This is a genomic window from Capnocytophaga cynodegmi, assembly GCF_002302475.1.
Lineage (GTDB): Bacteria > Bacteroidota > Bacteroidia > Flavobacteriales > Flavobacteriaceae > Capnocytophaga > Capnocytophaga cynodegmi.
In genome coordinates this window covers 2,397,693-2,421,468 of sequence record NZ_CP022378.1, presented here as the reverse complement: position 1 = coordinate 2,421,468, position 23,776 = coordinate 2,397,693, and the positions used below count along the sequence as shown (strand labels likewise).

Genomic DNA, 23,776 nt, shown 5'->3' with positions numbered 1-23,776 from the left:
CATCTTGTTACGTAGTTTTTTTTTGTAGATTTTCAACACTAGATTAAAGAATCATTATCTTCGTTTTTTTAATATTCAAATTACGAACTCATTACTGACAAAAAGTCTATATTTTAATACTTCAGGACTTACCTCTTACGAAGCCAATTACGTTTGTTAGCGTATCAAGGAGCATTTGAAACCAATTCAAAATTTGGTTACAAACATAGCCACACATACTTCCTCATTAAAAGGAGAAAAATTGGATAATTTCAAAAAAGTAGAAAATATTGATGAGAAGTTAGAAAAAATCGGAACCTTATATGCCATTTCTGCTTATTTAAGAAGTGCTATCAAAGAAAAAGATAATCGTGTCAATGAAATTTCACAAAAAATATTACAAATTCGCCAGAAAGTAGAGGAAAAGTAGAAAAAATTGACTTTGAAGCTCTGGATAAATTAAAAAACGTTACTATTGAAGATTTTTTAAAAACTTTACCTCTTGAAAAAGTCATAAAATACAACTCCTGTGAGGCAAAAGCAGCACATATTGGAAAATTCATTCACAATTTTGATGCTTTACGTGAGGAGATCACTAAAAAAGAACTTATTTCACTCAGGCAGATAGGTGAAAAAGTGTTCAAAATTATAAATGTACCTTTGCATGAGATAGAAGAATTGCAAATTTTGCAAGAAAAATTATTGGCACAACATCGTGAATTTGAAAGCGAAGTTAATTTCTATAAAGCAAAATTTCGCGAATTCGAAAATCAATCAAAAGTCAATTACGAAAGGGAATTTTTACGAGTTTCACAAGCACGACAAGAAAAAATCAATCAGTTGGTAGTGAGCGAAACAGCTGAACTTATAAAAATAAAAGAAGAAATTGCAAGTTTTAGGATTGTTATTCCAAATTTATATAAAACTGAAATTCAAGATTTATTAAAAAATAATCAAGGTTCAGGTAAGAAAAGATAGTTGACCTATAACAGACTTTTATTTACTTGATTTAGAATGATATAAGGTGGATATTTATTCATTACTTGGTCACCCTTTTTGGAATCTTCGCTCTGCACCCAACCAAAAGTTATAAGCACATAAGTGACCAAAGTGCTTATTAACTGGACTTTAGCTTTATCTTTGACTTTGAGGGTGTAGAGGTCTTTATTTTAATCATTATCATAACCTACGACCACTTTATATCATTCACTTAAAAATAAAAAATCCGTCTGAAAACTGAAACTTTCAGACGGATTTTTAAATATATTTTTTAATCTACTATTTTGATTTACCTTGATTAGCAACACTATTGATTGCTGCTGCAATGGCTTCTTGATCACCTAAATAATAACTCTTAATTGGTTTTAAGTCAGCGTCTAATTCATAAACCAAAGGCACACCTGTTGGGATATTCAATTTCAAGATTTCAGCCTCGCTAAGCCCATCTAAATACTGAACTAATGAACGCAAACTATTTCCGTGGGCTGCAATAATCACACTTTTTCCTTCCTTGATGGCAGGAGCGATATCACTAAACCAGAAAGGCAACATTCTGTCATACGTATCTTTCAAGCTTTCACCTCCTGTTTTTTCTTCCGCTTTTAAATTATTATAACGGCGGTCGTGTGAAGGGTGTCTCTTATCTGTCTCTTCAATAAGTGGTGGTTTTACATCGTAAGAACGTCTCCATAAAAGTACCTGATCTTCCCCATATTTTTCTGCGGTTTCAGCTTTGTTTAAACCTTGTAAAGCTCCATAGCTTTTTTCATTCAAACGCCAACTTTTGTTAGTAGGTACCCATAAATCTCCCATCTCATCTAAAGCGTAATTTAATGTCTTAATGGCTCTTTTCAATACAGAAGTAAAAGCTACATCAAATTTAAAACCTTCTTTTTTAAGAATTCTACCTGCCTCACGAGCTTCTTCGATTCCTTGTTCTGTTAAATCAACATCTTCCCAACCTGTGAACAAATTCAACTTATTCCACTCACTTAATCCGTGACGCAACAATACAATTTTGTACATATTTTTATATTTTTTTAATTATTAATTACATCTCAATTCAGCACAAAGATACAATAATTATTTCTATTCTTACACAATTTTTTATGTTTCTACTTGTGAATCGTAAAATGCTCTGTAATAGCCATTTTTATCAAAAAGTTCTTCGTGTGTTCCTTCTTCTACTAATTCTCCCTGATTTAACATTAAAATACGATCCGCATTTTTGGTTATTGAAACTCGATGACTTACGATAATTACGGTTTTCTCCCTAAAAATTTCACCCAAATTGTAAAGTATTTTTTCCTCAGTATCCGTATCCACAGCCGAAAGGCTATCATCCAGCAAATAAATTTCGGCCTCTTTAAGTAAAGCTCGAGCAATAGATATACGTTGCTTTTGCCCACCACTTAACGACACACCACGTTCTCCCAAAACGGATTCATACTGATGTGTAAAATCCATTATATTATGATGTACAACTGCTTTTTCTGTTGCCTCAACGATTTGCTGATGTGTTGCGTTTTTGTTTCCAAATAAAAGATTATTTTTTATCGTATCCGAAAATAAAAAAGATTCTTGTGGAACTACTGAAATAGCCTTGCGAAGACTCGGTAAATTCATACTTTGAATAGGTTTTTCATCAATGAAAATTTGCCCTTTTGAAGCATCATACATTCTGGAAATCAAATCAATAATTGTGGTTTTTCCACTTCCTGTTTTACCGATAATAGCTATTGTTTCTCCTTTTTTAATATTGAAAGAAATATCTTTAAGAGCCTGAATACCTGTATCTTGATAGGTAAAACTTACATTTTCAAAACGAATATTTCCTTTAATTGTCTCTGGATTTGGATTTGTATTTTGAATATCAGGAACTTCTGCCAAAAACTCATTAATCCGTTTTTGAGAGGCTTCAGCTTGTTGCACAATAGAACTTACCCAACCCACCGTTGCCACAGGCCAAGTGAGCATCATCACATAAATACTAAATTTTACGATAACCCCAATCGAAGTAATTTCACCCAGATAATAAAGCCTTCCTCCCATAAAAATCACAAAAATTAGACTTAAACCTATCATCAAAATCATTGTCGGGAAAAAAATTGCCTGTACTTTTGCTAATTTGATATTTTTTTGTCTTCCCTCTTCTGCTAAAACAGATAATTGACTGTTAATCAGAGATTCATCATTATAGGCTTTAATAACTCCTATGCCTGAAAATGTTTCTTGAGAAAAAGTGGACAAATTGGATAAAAATTGTTGTACAACCAGTGTCTCTCTATTGATTTTTCTACTCATCACATAAATCAACGCTGACAAAATAGGGAGAGGAATTAATGTGTAAAGCGTCAACTCTACAGACGTGTAAAACATTAGCGGAATTACGCACAAAAAAAGCGTTATCGTTTGAACGCTGTACATAATTGCAGGACCAGCGTACATCCGAACTTTACTAACATCTTCACTAATTCTATTCATCAAATCGCCAGTACGATTTTTTTTATAAAAAGAAAGTGAAAGTTGCTCGTATTTTACAAAAATTTCATTTTTTAGGTCATATTCTATATATCTTGAAACATTAATTATCAATTGTCGCATAAAAAAAGTCATTATTGCAGAAACAATTGTAGTTCCAATGATAATCAAGGCGTATTTCAACAGTAATTCTGTGATATTTATATTTTCCTGTGGAGATTTTGTGTATTGTTCAATCGCAGAAATAGAATTTTGTACATATTCTGGCATAAATAACGAAAAAACTCTGGCTATAATTGTGATAAAAATTCCCAATACCAGATGAAAACGATACTTATAAAAATATTTTCGAATATGTCGTAAATGATGCATACCTAAATTTTAAGACGACAAAGATAACTATTTTTACAGAAAATCGAAAAAAATAAATTTTTCATAACGAAGATGAAGAATAAAAAATTACCTTAGTTAAATCCTTTTCAGTGGGTTAATTCAAAAATATATCTTAAAACGAATCAATCAAAATGTAAAAAAACAACAAAAAGTATGCATAATAAGAATTAATTATTAATTTTGCCAGATTTAAAAGAAAAACGAAAAATTATTATGTTGGTATTACAAACATCTGGTGAGTTGGCGAGTGTCGCAAGTGAAACAGCACTTGTTGAAGAAAAAACACTTTCGGTTATGGATATGATCCTCAACGGAGGAGCGGCGAGTACAGTTATCATTGCTGTGTTATTCATTATGTTAGCTGTGGCCTTATTTATTTATTTTGAGAGATTATTTGCCATAAAATCAGCTTCTAAAGTTGATAAGAATTTTATGATGAAAATCCGTGATGGTATTTCGGCGGGTAAATTAGATGCAGCGAGAATGTTTTGTATGCAATCGAATACACCTGTGGCTCGTCTGATTGAAAAAGGTATTTCCCGAATTGGTAAACCTCTGGAAGACATCAATAAAGCAATCGAAAATGCAGGAACGTTGGAAGTTTACAAGTTGGAAAAAAATACAGCGATTTTGGCTACTATTGCAGGTGCTGGACCTATGATTGGATTTTTAGGCACGGTTGTTGGTATGATTATGTCGTTCCACGAGATGGCTACTGCTGGAGGACAGGCAGAAATGGGAGCTTTAGCCAATGGTATCTATACCGCAATGGCAACAACTGTGGCTGGATTAATTGTTGGTATCATCGCTTACATCGGTTACAACCACTTAGTCGTTCGTACTGATAAAATCGTTCACCAAATGGAGGCTAATGCAGTTGAATTTTTGGATTTATTGAATGAACCCGTATAAAAACAACCTCTAAAGCCAAGTATCAAAATGAAAATAAGAGGTAGAAATAAAGTCAGTCCTGAATTCAGTATGTCGTCAATGACTGACATAGTGTTCTTGTTGCTTGTATTCTTTATGATTACGGCAAATAGTCCGAACGCATTAGACTTGCTCTTACCAAAAGCTAAGGGTAAATCGACTAATACACAGAATGTTTCTGTAAGCATAAACAAAGACTTAAATTACTTTATTGATAAAAAACAAATTGCTATTGAGAGTTTAGAACAAGAACTTAGAGTAGCATTGCAAGGTGTTGAAAAGCCTACCATCATTTTAAGGGTAGAAGAAAGCGTTCCCATTGAGAAAGCTGTTGCTGTGATGGATATCGCAAATCAAAACCAATATAAAGTAATTTTGGCTGTTCGTCCAAAATAAAATGATATGAGTTTAATTGACACAGAACATAAACGTAAATCATTAGCTATCACTACCACTATAATGGGGCTTATCGTGATTTTGCTATTTTTTGCGGGAATGAAATATCTTGACCCTCCTCCTGAAAGCGGTGTTGATGTCGTTTTTGGTGTTGATGTACAGGGAATGGGCGAAAAGTCTCCTCCTCCAAGTGCTTCAAAACCACAACCATCACGTTCTGAGGAAACGTCAAAACCAGAGGAAAGTACTTCTGAAAGTGTCAAAGAAAATCTTTTGGCTCAGGACAATGAAGAAGAAATTGCTGTTCCTAACGAACCAAAAAAGAAAGAAAAACAGAAGGAAACTCCCAAAAAGGAAAAATCAGAAAAAACTCCTAATAAGCAAACGACTGAAAAGCCAAAAGAAGAGCCCAAGCCATCAAAAGAAGCAACTGATGCTTTATCAAGTATTTTAGGAGCTGCTAATGCAAACGGAAACTCCTCTGGAGGACAAGGCGATGACAATGTTGTTGGTTACAAAGGTAGCCCTGATGGAGACCCTTACGCAAGTAGTTATTACGGTTCTGGAGGTTCAGGAACAGGAGGCAAAGGCTGGGGACTTAAAGGACGAAGCATAGAAGCTGAAGGAAAAGTTCTGCAAGACTGTAATGAATCAGGAACAATAGTCGTTCAAATTGAAGTTGACCAAAATGGAAATGTGGTAAAGGCTACTCCTGGTGTGAGAGGCTCTACAAGCAGAGAAGCTTGTCTGTTAGAAGCAGCCCGAAAAACAGCCTTCAAGCACAAATGGAATGCTGATTCAAAGGCTCCTTCACGACAAATCGGATTTATTGTAATTAACTTTAAATTAGGAGAATAATTTACGCAACGTGAAGCTATTAAAAAAAATGAAGATAATTTAAGAATTTCAAAATAGGTTTTCTTAAATTATCTTTTCTTATATCAACTTATTAACTGAATGAAATTGAACTATCAAGAAACACTCTCGTGGATGTTTAATCGTTTGCCTATGTTTCAAAACCAAGGCGGGAAAGCATTAAACCATAAATTGGATAACATTCAAGCACTTACCGCCATACTAGATCACCCTGAAAAGAAATTCAAATCACTACATATCGCTGGTACCAACGGAAAAGGCTCATCAAGCCATATGTTAGCTTCAGTTTTACAACAAGCAGGATATAAAGTGGGCTTGTACACATCACCTCACCTTAAGGATTTCAGAGAACGTATCAAAATAAATGGCATCGAAATACCTGAAAGTGATGTAATTACATTCATAGAAAAACACAAATCTTTCTTTGAAGAAAATCACTTGTCTTTTTTTGAGATGACAGTTGGGTTGGCTTTCGATTATTTTGCAAAACAACAAGTAGATATTGCCGTTATTGAAGTTGGGTTAGGCGGTAGATTTGATTCTACAAATATTATAAATCCTGAGATATCCTTAATCACGAACATATCGAAAGACCATATGGATATTTTAGGAAATACTTTACCAGAAATAGCTACCGAAAAAGCAGGAATTATAAAAAAAAATACACCTATAGTTATTAGTGAATATAATGAATTAACTGCCCCTATTTTTATCAAAAAAGCCAAAGAAGAAAATGCTCCTATTATTTTTGCTTCCTATATTTCAACTGTTTTAAAAACTGATTTACAAGGAATTTATCAAGAAAAAAATATAAAAGGAGTTATTGCCGTTTTAGATTTTTTGAGAAATAATTTTTGGGAAATCTCTGATAATGACATCGAAACTGGGCTACTTAATGTGGTAAAAAATACGGGGCTAAGGGGGCGTTGGCAAACTCTTTCCGAAAGACCTAAAATAGTTTGCGATACAGGACACAATGAGGCTGGATTATCATACGTTATTGAGCAAATTTCTCAACAATCCTTTGAAAAACTCCATATCGTTTTAGGTTTTGCAAAAGACAAAGACGTGAACTCCGCACTTGATATGTTTCCTAAAAATGCAACATATTATTTCTGTAAACCGAATATTCCGCGTGGGTTAGATGTGCAAATTTTATACGAAATTGCCACTAAAAAAGGTATTAAAGGAAAAGCTTACGACTCGGTAAAAAACGCATTGGAAGCAGCAAAGAAAAATGCGAAACCAGAAGATTTCATTTTTGTAGGAGGAAGTACTTTCGTTGTTGCAGAAATTGTTTAATTTTTTATTAACATAAAACACTAAATATAAATCACTTACATTTTAACATAAAATTTTATCAAAAAAAAGTAAAAAAATATTTGGAACTTTAATATGAATTGCATTATATTTGCACTCGTAAAACAAAGGATAGGCGGGAGTAGCTCAGTTGGTAGAGCGTCAGCCTTCCAAGCTGAATGTCGCGAGTTCGAACCTCGTCTCCCGCTCAAAAAAGCAACCTAAATAAGGTTGCTTTTTTATTTTTAAAATATATTATTTTAACAAAACATATTGATTGTATTGGTTAATATACACTTTATTCATCTCCAATAAATTGTACAACTCTTCCAAAATATCTTTTTCTTCAAAATCTAAATGTAAAAGCAACTCATTGGAAGACAAACTTTGCCCCTTTAATAAATCCAAAATCCTTTGTCTTAATTCCTCACTATTTATTTTTATTTTCTGTTTTTTAGAAATACAAACAGAACAAATACCGCAAGGATTCATTTCCTTTTCACCAAAATACCTTAACAGCTGAATACTTTTACATTCATCTGAATTTTCGATATAACGGAACATAGCTTCTTGCATATCAGTCTTATTCGCATTATATTCTTTCAAATTTTTAGCAACTGCGTTAATAGTTCTATCGTCATCGCGTGGAACTTTAAAAATTATTTCAGCATCAGTGTTTTCGTTAGTGTATTCTATTATCCCGTCTTTTTGTAATTTTTCAAATTGAGCTATAATTTTTGAGATTTCCATTCCTGTTTTTTGGGCTATTCTTTCAATTTTTATAGGAATGGTTTGTTCGTAAATTCCAGGAAAGTTTCTCAATAAGTAGAAAACGATATCCTTTAATTTTGTCTGATTTTTCAAATAGTTAATTACCTCTACACTTGAAGGAAGAAAACGCAATGTAATCTTATGATGAAAATTTTGACTCAATGAAATAACTGATAATCTGTCAAGTAAAGATAATCCATTATATGTTTTTTGAAATTGTAAATTGTATCGCTTACAAAAGTCGGAAAATTGAAATCGGAAGGAAATTTCTTCTCCTTCTCCGTAAGCAATCTGAAAATAGGCATTTAATTTAGCATACAAGAATTTCAAATACGAAACATCAACGATTTGTTCTGCAAGTTGATTTTTAGTACTTTGCAAATCTGAATTATTATAGAGTAAAACAGCATATGACTTCTCTCCATCACGTCCAGCTCTTCCTGCTTCCTGAAAGTAATCTTCAATAGTTGTTGGAATTTCCCAATGAATAACCGTTCGAACATCGGGCTTATCAATTCCCATACCAAAGGCATTTGTGGCAACCATCACTTGAATATCATTTAGTAGCCACATACTCAATTTTTTGTTCTTTTCTTCGGAAGATAGTCCTCCGTGAAAAAAAGTTGCTGAAATACCTCGTTCTTGCAAATATTCTGCCATTCGGATTGTTCCATTTCTGCTACGAACATAAACAATCGAAGTTCCTTTATTTTTCTTCAGAATCTGCTCTAATCGTTGCCATTTACTATCAGTTTTGAAAGTCATATAGGCAATATTAGGACGCTTTAAAGAAGTGGAAATAATTGTTGCTTTTTCAATGGTTAATTGCTGAAGAATATCGTTATGCACCTTCAGTGTTGCGGAAGCAGTTAAAGCCAATAATGGAACTTTAGGAAACTGTTCTTTCAACCATTTACATTTCAGATAAGCGGGACGGAAATCTTTTCCCCAATGGGAAACACAATGAGCCTCATCAATCGCTATTAAATTAACATTCATTGATTTAATGAAATTCTGAACAACCTCTTGTTGCAAACGTTCGGGAGATAAATACAGAAATTTATAATCACCACAAATAGCGTTATTTAGCAATCTTTCCAAGTCCTCATATGAGATTCCACCAGCAATTGATAGGGCTTTAATACCTTTACTTTTCAAGTTTTCAACTTGGTCTGTCATCAATGCTATCAGAGGAGAAACAACAATGCAAATTCCTTCCTTTACCAAAGCTGGTACCTGAAAAGCAATGGACTTACCTCCTCCTGTTGGCATTAGAGCTAAAACGTCATTCCCTTGCAAAACAGACTGGATTATAGCATCTTGAGGATATCGAAAGGAGTCATATCCCCAATATTTTTTGAGTATTTCAAGAGGATTTTTCATATTTTCAAAAAAAGAAATTATTGGATTTCTATCCTTTTAACAAAAACTTTTTCTTTACAATTCTCAACAATCACCTCTACTTTTTTCCCCTTTAAATCTCCTTCAACAACATAAACTTTACACGGCTCTGCCTTCACATCACTTTTGCTAAAAAGCACATTACCATCTGTAAAAATTTTGGTTAATTCCTCTTTGGTAGCGATAATTTCGGGAGAAATTTCCATTGTTTTGGAACGTAAATCTTTCAAAACTCTGCAATTAGGAAAATAACAAAAAGTCTCTGTTTCTTTCTTTTTGAAGAAAAAAGCAACAATTACAATCCCGATAGAAAGCCCAATAGAATAATATCCAATTCTTTTTAATATTGACATTTCAACTCCTTTTAACATTTCCAACCGATAAAAAACTTCTTATTGATTGGTTTTTAAATAAATAATAAATTAATGGGTTTGTAAGGTAATCCAAACCACTCAGAAACAGTACTATCCGTCAGAATTCCGTGATAGAAATACAATCCGTTTCTTAAGCCTTTGTCTGCGTGTAAAATATTCTCAATTCCTCCCTCCTCTCCTACTTTCAATATAAAAGGCATTAAAATATTGCTCAGAGTAAATGACGAAGTTCGAGCGTAACGTGAAGCAATGTTTGGAACGCAATAATGTACCACGTTATGTTTCACAAAAGTAGGATTTGCCAAAGTGGTTATTCGGCTTGTTTCAATACATCCTCCCGTATCTATACTGGCATCCACTATTACTGAACCTTTTTTCATCAACTGAACCATATCTTCACTAACCACAATGGGAGAACGGCTCTCACCTCGCATTGCTCCAATCAAAACATTACAACGCATCAAGGCTTTTTTTAAGATTTTAGGTTGCAAAGTAGATGTAAAAATCGAGTCGTTTAACGATTGCTTCAATTCTCGCAAATTTGCTAAGGAACTATCGAACATTTTTACTTTTGCTCCCAAACCTATTGCTGATTTAACAGCTGATTTGGTTATGTCGTTTGCTCCTAAAAAAACAACCTCGATGGGAGGCACCCCTGTAATATTCCCGAAGAGAAAACCTCCTCCTCCATTCGAAACATTGGCTATCAACTCTGAAGCTATTAATACTGAAGCAGTTCCTACAATTTCACTAACAGACTGAAGTACTGGGAAATTACCTTCTTCATCTTGAATATATTCAAAAGCTAAAGCTGTAATTTGTTTTTTGGACAAAGCCTCAAAATATTCTTTTGTTTGAGTTTTTATCTGCAAAGCTGAAATCAAAACTGATTTCGGACGGAGATAATTTATTTCCGTTTTTGTTGGTGGCTCAACTTTTAACACTATGGGACAAGAAAATACTTGTTCCGTATCATATATAATTTCTGCTCCAGCCTCACTATAATCTCTGTCAGAAAAATTAGCATTTTCACCCGCACCCGATTCAACCAAAATTTGATGCCCGTTTGCCACCAAAACAGCAACATCGTCAGGAGCCAGACAGATACGCTTTTCCTGAAATGTACTTTCCTTGGGCAAACCTATTTTTAGCGATATTTGCCTATTAGATATTGCCAATCGTTCCTCTTGTGGCAAAAACTTTGAGATAGTGGATAGTGGTGCCATAAATTTCTATTAAAAACACAAAAGTAAAAAGCAATATACAAAAATACAAGAAAGTTTCAGTAAAATAATCAAAAAATATCTAATTGACAACTACTTACATCAAAGACACAATTAAATTTATATTTTTAACAGTTTTATAACAAATAAATCATTACTTTTGCCCCAATGATTCGAAAATTTACACACATATTACTGATAATTCTCATCTTGTTTTCAAATTCAGGATGGGCATTGTCTTTCCATTATTGTAAAGACGAATTAGCTTCTATTTCATTTACTTACGAAATCATTTCAGAGCAAGAAAACGATTATTGCGATTTAGTTGGAGGTTGTTGCGAATCGAACGATGAACACTCTAATTGTTGTGACAATCAAACCTTTGAATCTTCTAAATCGGATGATACGCTTTCCTCTAAAACATTTCAGTTAAGTTTTTTCACCTTTGCCTTACCTGAAAATTCGTACAATTTCAAGAATATAAGCATTTTAAAATCAAACAGAAATGTTCCTGCTTTTTATGTTGATTTAAATGCTCCTCCTCTGTACGAATTATTTTGTCAGTTTATATTTTATGCATAATTAATTTTTAGTAACCATTTTTTAGATATTCTAACTTAGAATGTCTTAAACATTTTACGTAAAAATTATAACATAAAATACTGACAATAAATGAATAAATACTTTTTTATAATTGGAATATTCTTATTCCCTTTTCTACTTTTCTCTCAAAAATATACAAGTGGAAAAGTTATCGATGAAAACAAAGAACCTCTTTTGGGTGCGAATGTTCACTGGAAAGGAACTTCTATTGGAGTTTCTACTGATGAAAATGGTAATTTTACCATAAAAAACACAGAACAATCAAACTCTCTTGTTTTCAGCCACATAGGATTCAAATCACAGACTATAAATGTAAATTCTCAATCAGATTTGGTGGTTCAACTACAACCAGAGAACAATTTGGAAGAGGTTGTAGTTTCACACAATCGGGCAGCCACAGTTCGGTCAAAATATCAGGTAGCTAATCTACAGATAATGAGTAGCAAAGAACTACTAAAAGCTGCTTGTTGCAATCTTTCGGAAAGTTTTTCTACAAATCCGTCAATTGATGTAAATTTTTCTGACGCAGTTACAGGAAATAAGCAAATCAAGATGTTAGGACTCACAAGTCCGTATATCCTGATGGCTGAGGAAAATATCCCAACAATTCGGGGTGCTTCACAAGCCTACGGAATGATGTTTGTCCCTGGTACGTGGATTGAAAGTATCCAAATTACCAAAGGTGCAGGAAGTGTTATAAATGGATATGAAAGTATCTCAGGACAAATTAATTACGAAATTTTAAAACCTGCCACGGATATTCCTTTTTTCCTTAATGTATTTGGTTCGCAGGATAGTCGTATGGAGATTAACGCTCATTTAAATCAAAAATTTTCTGACAAACTGAGTTCTACATTTTTTGCTCACGGAAATGTTTTGAATACAAAAAGTGACCATAATAAAGATGGATTTATAGACCACCCAAAAGGTAATCAAATAAACTTACTAAATCGTTGGCAATTTATTGATAATGAGAAGGGTTGGGTTGGATTTCTGAACTTAAATTATATGAAAGATAACCGACAAGCAGGAGAAATGAAATTTAATCCTGCAACGGATAAGCTTTCTAAAAATGCTTGGGGAAGTGAAATAAATTCCGAAAGAATTGGTATTGCAAATAAGGTTGGTTATGCTTTTCCCGACGAGCCTCACAAAAGTATTGGATTACAAAATGCTTTTCATTGGCACAAACAGAACTCATATTTTGGTCTGAATCAGTATGATATACATCAAAAAAGCTTTTACTCGAATCTAATCTATAATTCGATTATTACCAATACAAAAAATAAATTCGCTACAGGAATTAATTTTGTTTACGATGACTTTAATGAATTGGTATCAAGCAATTTGAAAGCCGATTTTTCGCGTATAGATAAATCTATCGGTGCTTTTTTTGAATATACATATGACAATTTAGATAATTTTAGTTTGGTAGCTGGTATTCGTGCTGATACTCACAATAATTTGGGGAATTTCATAACTCCACGTTTGCATTTACGCTACAATCCTTGGAAAAATGCAGTTGTTAGAGCTTCTGCAGGAAGAGGAAAACGAGCTGCTAATATTTTTGCTGAAAATCAACAGTTTTTTGCTTCAAATCGAGAAATTTCAATACTTGGAAATGGCGGAAAATTATATGGTTTGAATCCTGAAATAGCGTGGAATTACGGAGGAAGCTTTTTGCAATCATTCAAAATATTTAATAAAAATGTAGAAGTTAGCCTTGATATTTACAGAACTCATTTTGAAAATCAATCAGTTATAGACTTAGATAATTCTGCACAACAAGTTCTATTTTATGATTTGCAAGGAGAAAGTTTTGCCAATTCTTTTCAAGCTGAATTTAGTATTTCTCCTCTCAGAGGTTTGGATTTAAAAACTGCCTACAAATACTATGATGTTCAAACGCAGTTTACAACAGGAAAATTGGAGAAAACATTAACACCCAAACATCGATTTTTTGCGAACGTAGCATACGAAACTATCGAAAGAAATCACGCTCTTTGGAAGTTTGACTTTACATTTAATTGGCTTGGAAAACAACGACTTCCTTCAACCAAAAACAATCCAGAGCAATATCGTTTGAGCGAGTATGCACCATCATTCGCTACAATGAATTTTCAAATAACAAGAGCTTTTTCTCATCAATTTGAAATATATGTTGGAGGAGAAAACATAGGAAATTATAAGCAAGAAAACGGAATCTTGTCTGCCAATAACCCTTTTGGTACATATTTTGACAGTACAATGCTATATGCTCCTACTTTTGGGCAAATGTACTACGCTGGATTACGTTTTAAAATAAGAAATTGGAAAAATAATTAACATAAACACCAAATAAAATGAAAAAGTTTTTAATTTTAATGGTACTATTTTGTTCTGTTGGACTAATTGCCGCTCAAGAAAAACCTAACAAAAATAAAAAAGCTGAATTTGCCGTTGGAGGAAATTGCGAAATGTGTAAAAAACGTATCGAAAAGGCTGCTTATTCTATTAAGGGCGTAAAAAGTGCCATTTGGAACGTGGAAAGCGGGAATATTCAAGTGGTTATTGATGAACGCAAATGTTCAGTAAAAGATGTTCAAAAAGCTATCGCTAAAATAGGTCACGATGCTGGGGAGGAACGTGCAGATAATAAAACATACGAGAATTTGCATCACTGTTGTTTGTATGAACGACTACCAGAAAAAAAATAACTCTTTTCTAATAAAATAAATGAAAAACTCAGAAGATTTGAAAACGAATTTCTATCTTCTGAGTTTTTTTATTCTAAACATTATTTCTTTACAATCATTTATAAAAACTTCCTTCTAATTTCAGGTTTTGGAACTGGACACTTACTTTTGATAATTTCTTTTCGATTTCTGGCAATGATATCATAAAAGAAATCTGTCAGAAATGTAGGAAATATCCAAATCAAAAAACGAAAAACAGGAAATGTTTTACTTATTTTCAGAAAATGATATACCGCTTGTGATTTAAAATAGAATTTCTCTTCCACTCTCACAATCACTGTTTTATCAACCATTTCTTGCAAGTTATTCTCCTCTATAATTTGTTTTCCTTTTTCTGAAATGCTGGATACAAATTTGAAGTAATCTTTTTTGTCTGCTTTTGCTAAAAAATAAGCCATTCGATTGCAGAACATACAATCTCCGTCGAAAATAAGGATTGAATCATTCATAGCGTAAGGCTTCAACAGGGTCTAATTTTGAGGCTTTTATAGCTGGATACAAACCAGAAATTATAGAAACTACAAGAGCTATTAAAATGGCTACAAAAATTACCATCCAAGGAATTGTAAACTCAAATTTAGCCATTTTTGATATAAAATATCCCAAGCTTATTCCTAAAACAATGCCAGAAACAGCTCCTAATTGAGCAATTATTATTGTTTCGGTAAAAAATTGCATCGTAATTGCCTTTCTGTGAGCACCTAAGGCTTTTCGTATTCCAATTTCCTTAGTGCGTTCTGTTACAGAGACTAACATAATGTTAAGCAATGCAATTGATGAACCCAAAATAGTTATCAACCCAATTACAAAACCTGCAATAGCAATTCCACCAGTAATATTCGCAATACGATGTAGTAAATCATCACTGCGTTCCACTCCAAAATTATTCTCATCTAAAGGTCTAAGGCTTCGGATATTACGCATTACCAAAATAGCATCATCCATAACTGCGTCTATTTTCTGTTGGTCACTTACCCGCACTTTTATCTGATAATTAGGCACTTGAGTTGTAAAAGAGGAACGTGCAATCCCCAATGGTAGAAGTATTTGCAAATCTTCATAATTACCAAAGGTTGAACCTTTTGATTTCAAAACGCCAACGATAGTAAACTTATGCCCACGAACTGAAATTACTTTTCCAATAGGATTGATATCTTTCAAAAGAGTTTTCTGAAAATCAGCACCAATGATGCAAACATTGGCATTATTTTCAATATCCAAAGTAGTAAGGTCTCTTCCTGCTTCAAGTTCTAATCCTGAATTAGTTACATAATTTTCATCAACTCCAAGTATATTGACCAAAGGGTCAGTTTTTTGGTTTTCATACTTCACTTCCACTCCCGAAGCAGAGAAAATAGAAATACTTGTTTTAGCAAACGGATTGTCCAATTCTTTTTTGAACATCAGTGCATCTTGGTAAGTAATTAACGGATTTATTTTCTCTTTGGCACCACTACCTTGAGCCCGTTGTTCAAATTCGTATCTTGAAATTGAAAATGTGTTTGCTCCCATCTGTGAAAAATTTCCTTCAAGGGTATTTCTCAAAGCTGTAATCACACTCAAAATTCCTACCAAAGCAGTAATACCAATTGCTATAATCAAGATTGTCAGAATAGTACGCAACAACTGACTCTTGATAGACTCAATAGCAATTCTTATATTTTCGCGTATTACAACAAATCGAACAGACATTTTGTGCGAATTTTATTTTTAAATTCAAAATTAGTTATAAAATATCTTTGAAGAAAGAGAATAAATACTTTGCTACACCATCTTCTTTATGGTGAAATGTAAGTCCGTAAGCTACCTTTTTCACTTCCTCACGAGCATTTGCAACTGCAATTCCATAACCAACACCTTGAATCATCTCCATATCATTGTAATTATCACCAAAAGCCATTGCTTCTTTCAAGGTATAGTTGTATTTTTGGTTCAGAAGTACATTAATTCCTGTTAATTTTGAAACTTTTATGTCTGCAACCTCGATATACGTATCCTTAGCTCGGTAGATATGCAATTTTTCAGAAAAATTATCATTCAAATAGGCAAACATTTGTTCAATCAGGCGTTGGTCCCCCATAAGCATTAATTTATGAGCTCCAATATTTTGTTTTCTCCATTCCACAAGCACTTCTCTATTGGAAAGGACATCTGGTTTTGCTTTTGTATTGTTTTCCTCACGCATCGCCCAGAAGTCATATTCCGGAACAAACCACAAATCATTGTGATACAAACTTATATGAATTTTGCCATCAAACCTCTCTTCATTATATGATATTATTTTTTCAATTAGTTCGAGATTTATTTCTGTTGAATGTAATACTTTTTCTTGGTCTAAAACCAACGCTCCGTTATATGCAATAACTGGAAGATGAAGCGTATCTAACATTTTTTGCAAATAACTCATTTGCTTAGGCATACGTGAAGAAACCAAAACAAAAGGTATTTTATCTTTTACTTTTTTAACTTCCGAAATAGTTGTCTCCGAAAGAGTTCGTTCCCCATTCAAAAGTGTTCCATCTATATCTGAAAAAATAATTTTACAATTCATTATCAATCATTTATAATCAACTAAAATTAATCTATTCCCAAAACATCTGTCATTGAAAATACACCCTCTTTGCCCAAAATCCATTCAGCCGCCAAAATGGCACCCAAAGCAAACCCTTCACGGCTGTGAGCCGTATGCTTAATCTCAATGGTATCTACCTGACTCTCATAAGTTATGATATGCGTACCTGGCACGTTTTCAATACGTTTAGCTTCAATGGATATTTCAGTTGTTCCTGCCTGTCCTAATTTCCAAGCTGTTTTATCAGAATTTTGAATAATTCCTTCAGCTAAGGTAATTGCTGTACCACTTGGAGCATCTAATTTCTGTGTATGATGGATTTCTTCTATTGAAACATCATAATTTTTCAAGGGAGCCATCAATTTTGCTAATTTCTTGTTTAAAGCAAAAAACACATTTACCCCTATACTAAAATTGGAAGCATACAAAAATGCTCCCCGATATTCCTTACAAATCTCCACTGCCTTATCATAATTCTTTAACCACCCCGTAGTTCCGACAACCAGAGGAACTTGCTTTTGAACACAACTCACAATATTACCAAAAGCACTATCAGGAGTACTAAATTCAATTGCAACATCAGCAACAGAAATATCATAAGAGGTTTTTGAATCATCTATTTTTAGAACTATCTCGTGACCACGTTCTAAAGCTAATTTCTCTATGGTTTTTCCCATTTTCCCGTACCCAAGTAAAGCTATTTTCATCTGTAAGTTATTTTATTTTGAAATACAGCTACAAATATACATTACTCACCCGTAAAAATCAAAAAAAGAGGTTCTTTTTAAAAAAACCTCTTTTTGATATGTTATTTTCAAAATCTTAGAAATGAAAGATCAAACCAAAATTGAATCCTAATGAAGAATAAGGTGACTTATCTTGATTTGCTACTGAAACTTCATCTTCTTGCAATAACGTAGAAAGCTTGGTTACTAAAGGTTTAGCTTTCTCCACAAGTGCCTTATGCTCAGGAGAAGGAGAACCTGATAATCTTTCTATTGTAGTATTCACATTCCCTAAAAATTCTTTTGATGAAACGTTTTTCCCTCCGAATGTCCCGTTAAAATTATCCAATTTCAACTTATCTGGGGCAACATTTATGTTAATATACTCACCTTCAACAAAGAAAGAAAGTTTCTCAGTTAATTTGAATTTATAACCCAATCCGCCAATAAACCCAAAAGGCATTTTTCCACTTGTTTTTGAAGTCACTGCAGCCTTTGCTGGCATAGAAAATGAAGTCAAATCTATATCTGTATTAATCTTTGATGAGCCTCCCACTTTGGTAACTCCTCCTGCACGTAAATAAATATTTTCAGTGACATTGAACACAGCAGACAATGATGCTCCGAACACATTTGACTTAGAAATTGACTCAGAAACAGGAGTTTTTGAAGTTGTGGTTGATTTTCCATGCAAATAACCAACTGCCAATTCTGCACCCAATCTTTTATTGAAGAAGTATCCTCCTCTTAATTGTGTTTGAAACCCAACACCAAAACTTCCTTCTAAATCCGATGCAACTCCCGTTAGTGCTACTTGTTCTCCAATCTTTTTTTTGTGAGCTTCAAATCCGTAGCCACCACTTACTGAAACATACGCTTGTCCGTAAACCGCTGTTCCAAAAATCACAGCTACAGCCAATAAAAAATTTCTTTTCATTATTTAAATGTTTATACGTTTGTGCAAACCTATAAAAAATAATGAAAATTCCAAACAGATATCTTAAAAAATACTTAACAACTCATTTATTTTTTCTGTTGGTCTTCCAATAACAGCTTTATCTCCAACAATAACTATTGGTCTCTCAATAAGTTGAGGATAATCTGCCATTAATTGAATAATTTCCTCATCGGTTAACGTTTTATCTTTAAAATTTTCTTTCCAAATTGATTCATTTTTCCGAACTAGTTCCAATGGAGAAATTTTTAGTTTTGCTAAAATCTCAACTATTTCCTCTTTTTTCGGCGGATTTTTCATATAATCCACAATTTCATATTCTTTTTCTGATTCCTTAAGTAAATCTAAACCGCAACGAGATTTTGAACATCTCGGATTATGATATATTTTTATCATTTTGGTAAATATTTTAAAGTATTCTACGCATCAAACGTAATTTATGTGTATAATTTCTAATTTCAGAATTAAAAATTCCTATATGGTCTAATTTATCAGCACGAACTTTCCCATAAGAATGTATGATTTGATTATCCCCCAACAGAATTCCAACGTGCGTGATATTTCCTTCTTCATCATCAAAGAAAGCTAAATCACCAGGAATTGTTTCTTCGATAAACCCCACTAATTCCCCTTGCTTGGATTGCTTTTCTGGAGTTCGTAACAAATTGATTCCGTTTAGTTTATAAACCATTTGAACAAAACCCGATGCATCAATACCAAAAGGCGTTCTTCCTCCCAAAAGATAAGGAACATTCAAATATTCAAATGCTGTTGAGATAACACCATCACCAGAGGATTTCTGTGTTGATTGTGAAGCATTTAACAAATAGTTGTATGAAAAAGTGGCTCCCTTAGGAACATACAAAAATGAATTCTCTGCGTTTTTTAACCGCAATTTAGTTACCAAACGATGTGCGTATTTGTCTTTCTTTTTGAGAACTTTACGATATTCTTTATCAGATATTTCTGTAAACTGATTATTCAAAACCCACCCTTCTGTTCCATCAAAAATTATTCGAACAAAACTCCAGTTTTCTTGCGTTTCAATCACTTGTAACAATTCACCAAAAAGCAATTGGGTTATCATCTCAGCACCTTCAAAAGGCTCTAAGCGAACAGGAACCACACTTAAATGGCATATTCCGTAAGGCGTATATAATATTTTCATACTCATTATGTTGCAAAAATAAAAAATAAGGAACATAAACAAATATAATTCCTTATTTTTTATTCAAAATTTTTAAAATCAGGTGTTTTTATATCATTTTTGAAAAAATCCTGACTTTTATGATATTATCTATTCTTAACGTGGAACGCAACTAATCCATCAATTGGCTTACGTAAAACTGTTCCTAACTTCAAATTATTTTTTGTAAGAACCTCTTTCAGAATATCTTGTAAATAGAAAGCGATACTTCCTACAAAATTGATTGGCACTTCATATCTGGCTTCGTATTGTGTAATCCAGTGGTCAACAAATAGTTGTATTCCGTTTTCTATAATCTGACGACAATATTTATGCTCCTTGTTCTCTACGGCGAATCTTGCGAAAGTAGCTAAATAACTATTTGGGTTAGGTAATTTGTATAAATGATTTTTAATAACATCAGAATTCAAATCATATTCCTTCTCAAATTTTTCAGCCAAATCTTTTGGCATTTTTTTGAAGAAATAATCATTGATTAATTTTTTCCCGTAGAAATTTCCACTGGATTCATCCATCATTATATATCCCAGAGAATCAACCGCTTGAATTAGCTTTTCACCATTCCAATAAGAACAGTTAGCACCAGTTCCTAAAATACAAACGATAGCTTTATCGGAAGGATTAGTGGTAGCATAAACCGCAGCAAAGGTGTCTTCTTTCACGTCTATTTTTGCATTTCTGAAAATAGATTTTAGAGTACGCTCTACAAAAGTCCACATACGTTCAGTACCGCAACCAGCCCCATAGAAATAAATCTCCGAAACAGTATTTTTATTTTCAGCAAGTTCCTTATTAGTGGTAACACGTTCTACAAAAACCTCTTCATCAATTACTTCAGGATTTAATCCTAAGGTCTGTGTAACAAATAGTTTCTCTCCGTTATTGTCCAAAGCTGTCCAATCCGCTTTAGTAGCTCCACTATCAACAATTAAAATCATAATCTTAATGTAATTAAGTTAAACACTTAAAAAAGGCTATCCGAAAAAAACGAACAGCCTTATTTTTTATTATAAAGAAGCTACGTGCTCTGCCAAATCAACCAATTTGTTAGAGTATCCAGCTTCGTTATCGTACCAAGAAACTACTTTGAAGAAAGTGTCGCTCAATGCAATACCTGCTTTTTCATCATAGATAGATGTTTTTTTGCAGCCTACAAAGTCCTGAGAAACAACTAATTCGTCAGTATATCCTAAGATTCCTTTCAATTCACCTTCTGAAGCTTTTTTCATAGCAGCATTAATTTCAGCTAATGAAGTTGGTTTTTTAGTACGAACTGTTAAATCCACTACTGAAACGTCAGCTGTTGGAACGCGGAACGCCATACCTGTTAATTTTCCGTTCAACTCAGGAATAACTTTTCCTACCGCTTTAGCAGCTCCTGTTGATGAAGGGATGATGTTGATAAGTGCTGATCGACCACCTCTCCAGTCTTTTTTAGAAGGACCATCAACAGTTAATTGTGTAGCTGTTGTAGCGTGAACTGTTGTCATCAAAGCCTCTTCAATTCCGAAAGCATCGTTGATAACTTTGGCGATAGGAGCCAAACAGTTTGTTGTACAAGAAGCGTTAGAAACGATGTTGTCAGTTGGTTTTACTGATTTGTGGTTAACTCCCATTACGAACATTGGAGCATCAGCAGATGGAGCAGAAATAACTACTTTTTTAGCACCTGCATTAATGTGAGCTTGAGCTTTTTCCAATGTAGTAAAAATACCTGTACATTCAGCAACTACAGTAGCTCCAACTTCATTCCATTTTAAGTTTGCTGGGTCTTTTTCAGCAGTGATACGAACCACTTTTCCATCAACTACCAAGTTTCCGTCTTTTACTTCTACGTTTCCTTTGAAAGTTCCGTGAACTGAATCATATTTTAAAAGATAAGCGATGTATTCTACGTCTTGAAGGTCGTTAATCCCTACGATTTCTACATTTGGTCTTTCGTAAACCGCTCTAAACACAAGACGCCCGATACGTCCGAATCCGTTGATTCCAATTTTTAATGTTGACATAATTATCTCTTTTATTTGTTATTAAATTATTTTTAGCAATTAGCTTTTTATGTTACAATCTTTATATTTTTTTCAATTTTGAAAATCCTTATTAAATTCTATTGTTTTTATTAAAATTCACTATAAAATGTTGGCGGTTCAATGCCCAATGCTCGCAAGTAAACATATCCTTGACCTCTGTGATGAATTTCGTTTTGCAAAAGGTAATCTAAATTATGAATAATCGGATAGTTAAACATTCCAAACACGTTAAACTCTTCACGAAAACGCTCCAAAGAAGTATTGGCAAAAAATGTATTAATTTGTTCGGTAAGTTTATCCCAATTTGACAGAATCTCGGCTTTGGTTTTTCCGGCATAATTATCGTGATTTTCAAAAGTAATTATTTCATTTTCAGAAAATTGTCTAAGAGCAATAACACCAAGATAGATCAATTCATCAACTATTTTTGAAAACGGACGCATTCCACCAACGGAAAATTCAAACAATTCCTTCTCAGGAAAAGCCTCAATTACCTTGCGAGTTAATCGGCGATTTATTTGCCAATTGTCTAACCATTCTTGTTTTGTAACTAACTCTACCATTTTTACATCCTAATAAAATTATTGCCTAATTATCTACGTTAAATGTGTGATATTTCTGCATAAAAACAATCTTCTGAATTACGAGAAACTAAATACTCATAATCTCTGCTACACGAACAAGTTCCATATCCAACTTGCTTCCACCTTTGATGGCTTTTTCGAGCGGAGTCAAGTCAATTACATCATTGTTGATTCCTACCATATAGTTCGATTTTCCTTCCAAAAGCGTTTCTACCGCTTTCACTCCCATACGACTGGCAAGAACACGGTCATAACAAGAAGGAGCTCCACCACGTTGCATATGTCCTAAAATGGCCACACGAATGTCGTACTCTGGGTGTTTTTTCTCAACATATTCTTTTAATTCAAAAATATTTTTACCCGTTTTATCTCCTTCAGCAACCACGATGATGTTAGAAGTTTTTCCTTTAGCGTGTCCTTCTTCAATATCTTGCAGAAGTTCTTCAATAGGTGTATCTTCCTCTGGAATTAAAATTCGTTCAGCACCACCACCAATACCCGTATTTAGTGCGATAAATCCAGCGTCACGCCCCATAACCTCAATAAAGAACATTCGGTTGTGAGAACTTGCTGTGTCGCGGATTTTGTCAATAGCTTCCACCGCTGTGTTAAGTGCGGTATCGTAACCCAAGGTATGGCTTGTTCCATAAATATCGTTATCAATAGTTCCAGGAATTCCCATCACTGGAAAATTATGCTCTTCATTGAAAAGCAAAGCCCCTGTAAATGAACCATCTCCACCGATGACTACTAAGGCATCTACGTTGTGTTTTTTAAGATTTTCGTAAGCTTTTTGGCGACCTTCTTTTGTTCGGAAATCCTTAGAACGTGCTGATTTCAAGAAAGTTCCTCCTTTATTGATGGTATCACGAACGCTACGAGCATTCAATTCTACAAAATCTTCTTCAATCATTCCTTGATAACCACGATACACCCCCAAAACGGCAACATTGTGATACGCACACGTACGAACTACTGCACGGATGGCAGCATTCATTCCCGGAGCATCACCACCAGAGGTTAAAACTGCTATTTTCTTAATCTTTTTTTCTGACATTTAATATATACATTATTTTTTTTGCGAGGTAAAATTACAATTTTTTTTTGAAATAACCCCACTTTTTTCACTTTTTTAATATGAGTACACACTAGAGTTTAGTAATTACATCACAATTAAGGAGTTAAGCATCTTATTAAATTATATTCTAATTTTTCTTCTTTCAAAATAGAAAACATAATTCAT

The 23,776-nt window shown here is 33.5% G+C and carries 25 protein-coding genes and 1 tRNA gene; 10 read left to right on the top strand and 16 right to left on the bottom strand.

Annotation, left to right across the window (positions count from 1 at the left end; translation table 11 throughout):
* The first annotated feature begins 193 nt into the window (after nucleotides 1-193).
* Nucleotides 194-409: a hypothetical protein gene (locus CGC48_RS11870; RefSeq protein WP_232780504.1), complete on the top strand. Its 216-nt coding sequence runs from the start codon at nucleotides 194-196 to the stop codon at nucleotides 407-409.
* Nucleotides 410-615: 206 nt separating this feature from the next.
* Nucleotides 616-957, top strand: a complete 342-nt coding sequence (locus tag CGC48_RS11865; protein ID WP_232780503.1) for a hypothetical protein — start codon at nucleotides 616-618, stop codon at nucleotides 955-957.
* Between the two features lie 300 nt (nucleotides 958-1,257).
* Here CGC48_RS11865 and gpmA read toward each other — a convergent pair whose 3' ends face one another.
* Both gpmA and CGC48_RS10720 read right to left on the bottom strand, forming a co-directional pair.
* Nucleotides 1,258-2,004 carry a 2,3-diphosphoglycerate-dependent phosphoglycerate mutase gene (gene gpmA, locus CGC48_RS10725; RefSeq protein ID WP_098029562.1) on the bottom strand — a complete coding sequence of 249 codons (747 nt, stop codon included), beginning with the start codon at nucleotides 2,002-2,004 and terminating at the stop codon, nucleotides 1,258-1,260.
* Nucleotides 2,005-2,085: 81 nt separating this feature from the next.
* Nucleotides 2,086-3,831, bottom strand: a complete 1,746-nt coding sequence (locus tag CGC48_RS10720) for an ABC transporter ATP-binding protein (RefSeq protein ID WP_098029561.1) — start codon at nucleotides 3,829-3,831, stop codon at nucleotides 2,086-2,088.
* A gap of 234 nt (nucleotides 3,832-4,065) precedes the next feature.
* Between CGC48_RS10720 and CGC48_RS10715 the strand changes: the two genes are divergently transcribed.
* The 5 genes from CGC48_RS10715 to CGC48_RS10695 all read left to right on the top strand — a co-directional run bounded on the left by CGC48_RS10715 (nucleotide 4,066) and on the right by CGC48_RS10695 (nucleotide 7,562).
* A complete protein-coding gene (locus CGC48_RS10715) occupies nucleotides 4,066-4,764 on the top strand; it encodes a MotA/TolQ/ExbB proton channel family protein (RefSeq protein WP_041990376.1) in 699 nt (232 codons plus the stop codon).
* Nucleotides 4,765-4,791: 27 nt separating this feature from the next.
* A complete protein-coding gene (locus CGC48_RS10710; protein ID WP_098029560.1) occupies nucleotides 4,792-5,178 on the top strand; it encodes an ExbD/TolR family protein in 387 nt (128 codons plus the stop codon).
* Nucleotides 5,179-5,184: 6 nt separating this feature from the next.
* Entirely contained in the window at nucleotides 5,185-6,036 is an 852-nt protein-coding gene (locus tag CGC48_RS10705) for an energy transducer TonB (protein WP_098029559.1), read from the top strand.
* 105 nt (nucleotides 6,037-6,141) lie between these two features.
* On the top strand, nucleotides 6,142-7,356 hold the full coding sequence (locus tag CGC48_RS10700; RefSeq protein ID WP_098029836.1) for a bifunctional folylpolyglutamate synthase/dihydrofolate synthase: 1,215 nt from the start codon (nucleotides 6,142-6,144) through the stop codon (nucleotides 7,354-7,356).
* Nucleotides 7,357-7,489: 133 nt separating this feature from the next.
* A tRNA-Gly gene (locus CGC48_RS10695) sits at nucleotides 7,490-7,562 on the top strand.
* A 46-nt stretch (nucleotides 7,563-7,608) separates the two neighbouring features.
* Here the strand turns inward: CGC48_RS10695 and CGC48_RS10690 are convergent.
* The 3 genes from CGC48_RS10690 to CGC48_RS10680 are packed head-to-tail and all read right to left on the bottom strand — an operon-like array spanning nucleotide 7,609 to nucleotide 11,125.
* Nucleotides 7,609-9,507, bottom strand: a complete 1,899-nt coding sequence (locus CGC48_RS10690; protein ID WP_098029558.1) for a RecQ family ATP-dependent DNA helicase — start codon at nucleotides 9,505-9,507, stop codon at nucleotides 7,609-7,611.
* A gap of 17 nt (nucleotides 9,508-9,524) precedes the next feature.
* A complete protein-coding gene (locus CGC48_RS10685) occupies nucleotides 9,525-9,878 on the bottom strand; it encodes a DUF4258 domain-containing protein (protein ID WP_212898850.1) in 354 nt (117 codons plus the stop codon).
* A gap of 53 nt (nucleotides 9,879-9,931) precedes the next feature.
* Nucleotides 9,932-11,125, bottom strand: coding sequence for an alanine dehydrogenase (locus tag CGC48_RS10680; RefSeq protein ID WP_098029556.1), 1,194 nt, complete (start codon nucleotides 11,123-11,125; stop codon nucleotides 9,932-9,934).
* 165 nt (nucleotides 11,126-11,290) lie between these two features.
* Here CGC48_RS10680 and CGC48_RS10675 point away from each other — a divergent pair, with 165 nt between their 5' ends.
* The 3 genes from CGC48_RS10675 (at nucleotide 11,291) to CGC48_RS10665 (ending at nucleotide 14,421) form a co-directional block, all read left to right on the top strand.
* Nucleotides 11,291-11,704 (top strand): HYC_CC_PP family protein, encoded by a 414-nt coding sequence (locus CGC48_RS10675; RefSeq protein WP_098029555.1) that lies wholly within the window; start codon nucleotides 11,291-11,293, stop codon nucleotides 11,702-11,704.
* Nucleotides 11,705-11,794: 90 nt separating this feature from the next.
* Nucleotides 11,795-14,050 carry a TonB-dependent receptor gene (locus CGC48_RS10670; protein ID WP_098029554.1) on the top strand — a complete coding sequence of 752 codons (2,256 nt, stop codon included), beginning with the start codon at nucleotides 11,795-11,797 and terminating at the stop codon, nucleotides 14,048-14,050.
* A 17-nt stretch (nucleotides 14,051-14,067) separates the two neighbouring features.
* A complete protein-coding gene (locus tag CGC48_RS10665) occupies nucleotides 14,068-14,421 on the top strand; it encodes a heavy-metal-associated domain-containing protein (RefSeq protein ID WP_098029553.1) in 354 nt (117 codons plus the stop codon).
* A 98-nt stretch (nucleotides 14,422-14,519) separates the two neighbouring features.
* Here CGC48_RS10665 and CGC48_RS10660 read toward each other — a convergent pair whose 3' ends face one another.
* The 11 genes from CGC48_RS10660 to pfkA all read right to left on the bottom strand — a co-directional run bounded on the left by CGC48_RS10660 (nucleotide 14,520) and on the right by pfkA (nucleotide 23,590).
* Nucleotides 14,520-14,909, bottom strand: coding sequence for a thiol-disulfide oxidoreductase DCC family protein (locus CGC48_RS10660; protein WP_098029835.1), 390 nt, complete (start codon nucleotides 14,907-14,909; stop codon nucleotides 14,520-14,522).
* Nucleotides 14,902-16,152 (bottom strand): ABC transporter permease, encoded by a 1,251-nt coding sequence (locus tag CGC48_RS10655; protein WP_098029552.1) that lies wholly within the window; start codon nucleotides 16,150-16,152, stop codon nucleotides 14,902-14,904. Before CGC48_RS10655 ends, CGC48_RS10660 begins: the two co-directional genes overlap by 8 nt.
* 34 nt (nucleotides 16,153-16,186) lie before the next feature.
* Nucleotides 16,187-17,011 carry an HAD family hydrolase gene (locus tag CGC48_RS10650; protein ID WP_098029551.1) on the bottom strand — a complete coding sequence of 275 codons (825 nt, stop codon included), beginning with the start codon at nucleotides 17,009-17,011 and terminating at the stop codon, nucleotides 16,187-16,189.
* Nucleotides 17,012-17,037: 26 nt separating this feature from the next.
* Nucleotides 17,038-17,739 carry a 4-hydroxy-tetrahydrodipicolinate reductase gene (dapB, locus tag CGC48_RS10645; protein ID WP_098029550.1) on the bottom strand — a complete coding sequence of 234 codons (702 nt, stop codon included), beginning with the start codon at nucleotides 17,737-17,739 and terminating at the stop codon, nucleotides 17,038-17,040.
* A gap of 115 nt (nucleotides 17,740-17,854) precedes the next feature.
* Nucleotides 17,855-18,694: an outer membrane beta-barrel protein gene (locus CGC48_RS10640; RefSeq protein WP_098029549.1), complete on the bottom strand. Its 840-nt coding sequence runs from the start codon at nucleotides 18,692-18,694 to the stop codon at nucleotides 17,855-17,857.
* Nucleotides 18,695-18,757: 63 nt separating this feature from the next.
* Nucleotides 18,758-19,108 carry an arsenate reductase (glutaredoxin) gene (gene arsC, locus CGC48_RS10635; protein WP_098029548.1) on the bottom strand — a complete coding sequence of 117 codons (351 nt, stop codon included), beginning with the start codon at nucleotides 19,106-19,108 and terminating at the stop codon, nucleotides 18,758-18,760.
* Nucleotides 19,109-19,121: 13 nt separating this feature from the next.
* The gene (locus CGC48_RS10630) at nucleotides 19,122-19,886 is read right to left on the bottom strand and encodes a C40 family peptidase (RefSeq protein WP_098029547.1); all 765 of its coding nucleotides are present in this window, start codon (nucleotides 19,884-19,886) and stop codon (nucleotides 19,122-19,124) included.
* 119 nt (nucleotides 19,887-20,005) lie between these two features.
* Complete coding sequence (locus CGC48_RS10625) at nucleotides 20,006-20,857, bottom strand: N-acetylglucosamine kinase (protein ID WP_098029546.1); 852 nt, start codon at nucleotides 20,855-20,857, stop codon at nucleotides 20,006-20,008.
* A 69-nt stretch (nucleotides 20,858-20,926) separates the two neighbouring features.
* Nucleotides 20,927-21,928, bottom strand: a complete 1,002-nt coding sequence (gene gap / locus CGC48_RS10620) for a type I glyceraldehyde-3-phosphate dehydrogenase (protein WP_013997127.1) — start codon at nucleotides 21,926-21,928, stop codon at nucleotides 20,927-20,929.
* Nucleotides 21,929-22,038: 110 nt separating this feature from the next.
* Complete coding sequence (locus CGC48_RS10615) at nucleotides 22,039-22,512, bottom strand: DinB family protein (protein ID WP_098029545.1); 474 nt, start codon at nucleotides 22,510-22,512, stop codon at nucleotides 22,039-22,041.
* 88 nt (nucleotides 22,513-22,600) lie between these two features.
* The gene (gene pfkA / locus CGC48_RS10610; RefSeq protein WP_098029544.1) at nucleotides 22,601-23,590 is read right to left on the bottom strand and encodes a 6-phosphofructokinase; all 990 of its coding nucleotides are present in this window, start codon (nucleotides 23,588-23,590) and stop codon (nucleotides 22,601-22,603) included.
* Nucleotides 23,591-23,776: the final 186 nt, after the last annotated feature.

Excerpts from the sequence above, each read along its gene's own strand:
- gpmA (WP_098029562.1), bottom strand. The coding sequence starts at position 2,004 with ATGTACAAAATTGTATTGTTGCGTCACGGATTAAGTGAGTGGAATAAG.
- CGC48_RS10720 (WP_098029561.1), bottom strand. The coding sequence starts at position 3,831 with ATGCATCATTTACGACATATTCGAAAATATTTTTATAAGTATCGTTTT.
- CGC48_RS10715 (WP_041990376.1), top strand. The coding sequence starts at position 4,066 with ATGTTGGTATTACAAACATCTGGTGAGTTGGCGAGTGTCGCAAGTGAA.
- CGC48_RS10710 (WP_098029560.1), top strand. The coding sequence starts at position 4,792 with ATGAAAATAAGAGGTAGAAATAAAGTCAGTCCTGAATTCAGTATGTCG.
- CGC48_RS10705 (WP_098029559.1), top strand. The coding sequence starts at position 5,185 with ATGAGTTTAATTGACACAGAACATAAACGTAAATCATTAGCTATCACT.
- CGC48_RS10690 (WP_098029558.1), bottom strand. The coding sequence starts at position 9,507 with ATGAAAAATCCTCTTGAAATACTCAAAAAATATTGGGGATATGACTCC.
- CGC48_RS10685 (WP_212898850.1), bottom strand. The coding sequence starts at position 9,878 with ATGTCAATATTAAAAAGAATTGGATATTATTCTATTGGGCTTTCTATC.
- CGC48_RS10680 (WP_098029556.1), bottom strand. The coding sequence starts at position 11,125 with ATGGCACCACTATCCACTATCTCAAAGTTTTTGCCACAAGAGGAACGA.
- CGC48_RS10675 (WP_098029555.1), top strand. The coding sequence starts at position 11,291 with ATGATTCGAAAATTTACACACATATTACTGATAATTCTCATCTTGTTT.
- CGC48_RS10670 (WP_098029554.1), top strand. The coding sequence starts at position 11,795 with ATGAATAAATACTTTTTTATAATTGGAATATTCTTATTCCCTTTTCTA.
- CGC48_RS10665 (WP_098029553.1), top strand. The coding sequence starts at position 14,068 with ATGAAAAAGTTTTTAATTTTAATGGTACTATTTTGTTCTGTTGGACTA.
- CGC48_RS10660 (WP_098029835.1), bottom strand. The coding sequence starts at position 14,909 with ATGAATGATTCAATCCTTATTTTCGACGGAGATTGTATGTTCTGCAAT.
- CGC48_RS10655 (WP_098029552.1), bottom strand. The coding sequence starts at position 16,152 with ATGTCTGTTCGATTTGTTGTAATACGCGAAAATATAAGAATTGCTATT.
- CGC48_RS10650 (WP_098029551.1), bottom strand. The coding sequence starts at position 17,011 with ATGAATTGTAAAATTATTTTTTCAGATATAGATGGAACACTTTTGAAT.
- dapB (WP_098029550.1), bottom strand. The coding sequence starts at position 17,739 with ATGAAAATAGCTTTACTTGGGTACGGGAAAATGGGAAAAACCATAGAG.
- CGC48_RS10640 (WP_098029549.1), bottom strand. The coding sequence starts at position 18,694 with ATGAAAAGAAATTTTTTATTGGCTGTAGCTGTGATTTTTGGAACAGCG.
- arsC (WP_098029548.1), bottom strand. The coding sequence starts at position 19,108 with ATGATAAAAATATATCATAATCCGAGATGTTCAAAATCTCGTTGCGGT.
- CGC48_RS10630 (WP_098029547.1), bottom strand. The coding sequence starts at position 19,886 with ATGAGTATGAAAATATTATATACGCCTTACGGAATATGCCATTTAAGT.
- CGC48_RS10625 (WP_098029546.1), bottom strand. The coding sequence starts at position 20,857 with ATGATTTTAATTGTTGATAGTGGAGCTACTAAAGCGGATTGGACAGCT.
- gap (WP_013997127.1), bottom strand. The coding sequence starts at position 21,928 with ATGTCAACATTAAAAATTGGAATCAACGGATTCGGACGTATCGGGCGT.
- CGC48_RS10615 (WP_098029545.1), bottom strand. The coding sequence starts at position 22,512 with ATGGTAGAGTTAGTTACAAAACAAGAATGGTTAGACAATTGGCAAATA.
- pfkA (WP_098029544.1), bottom strand. The coding sequence starts at position 23,590 with ATGTCAGAAAAAAAGATTAAGAAAATAGCAGTTTTAACCTCTGGTGGT.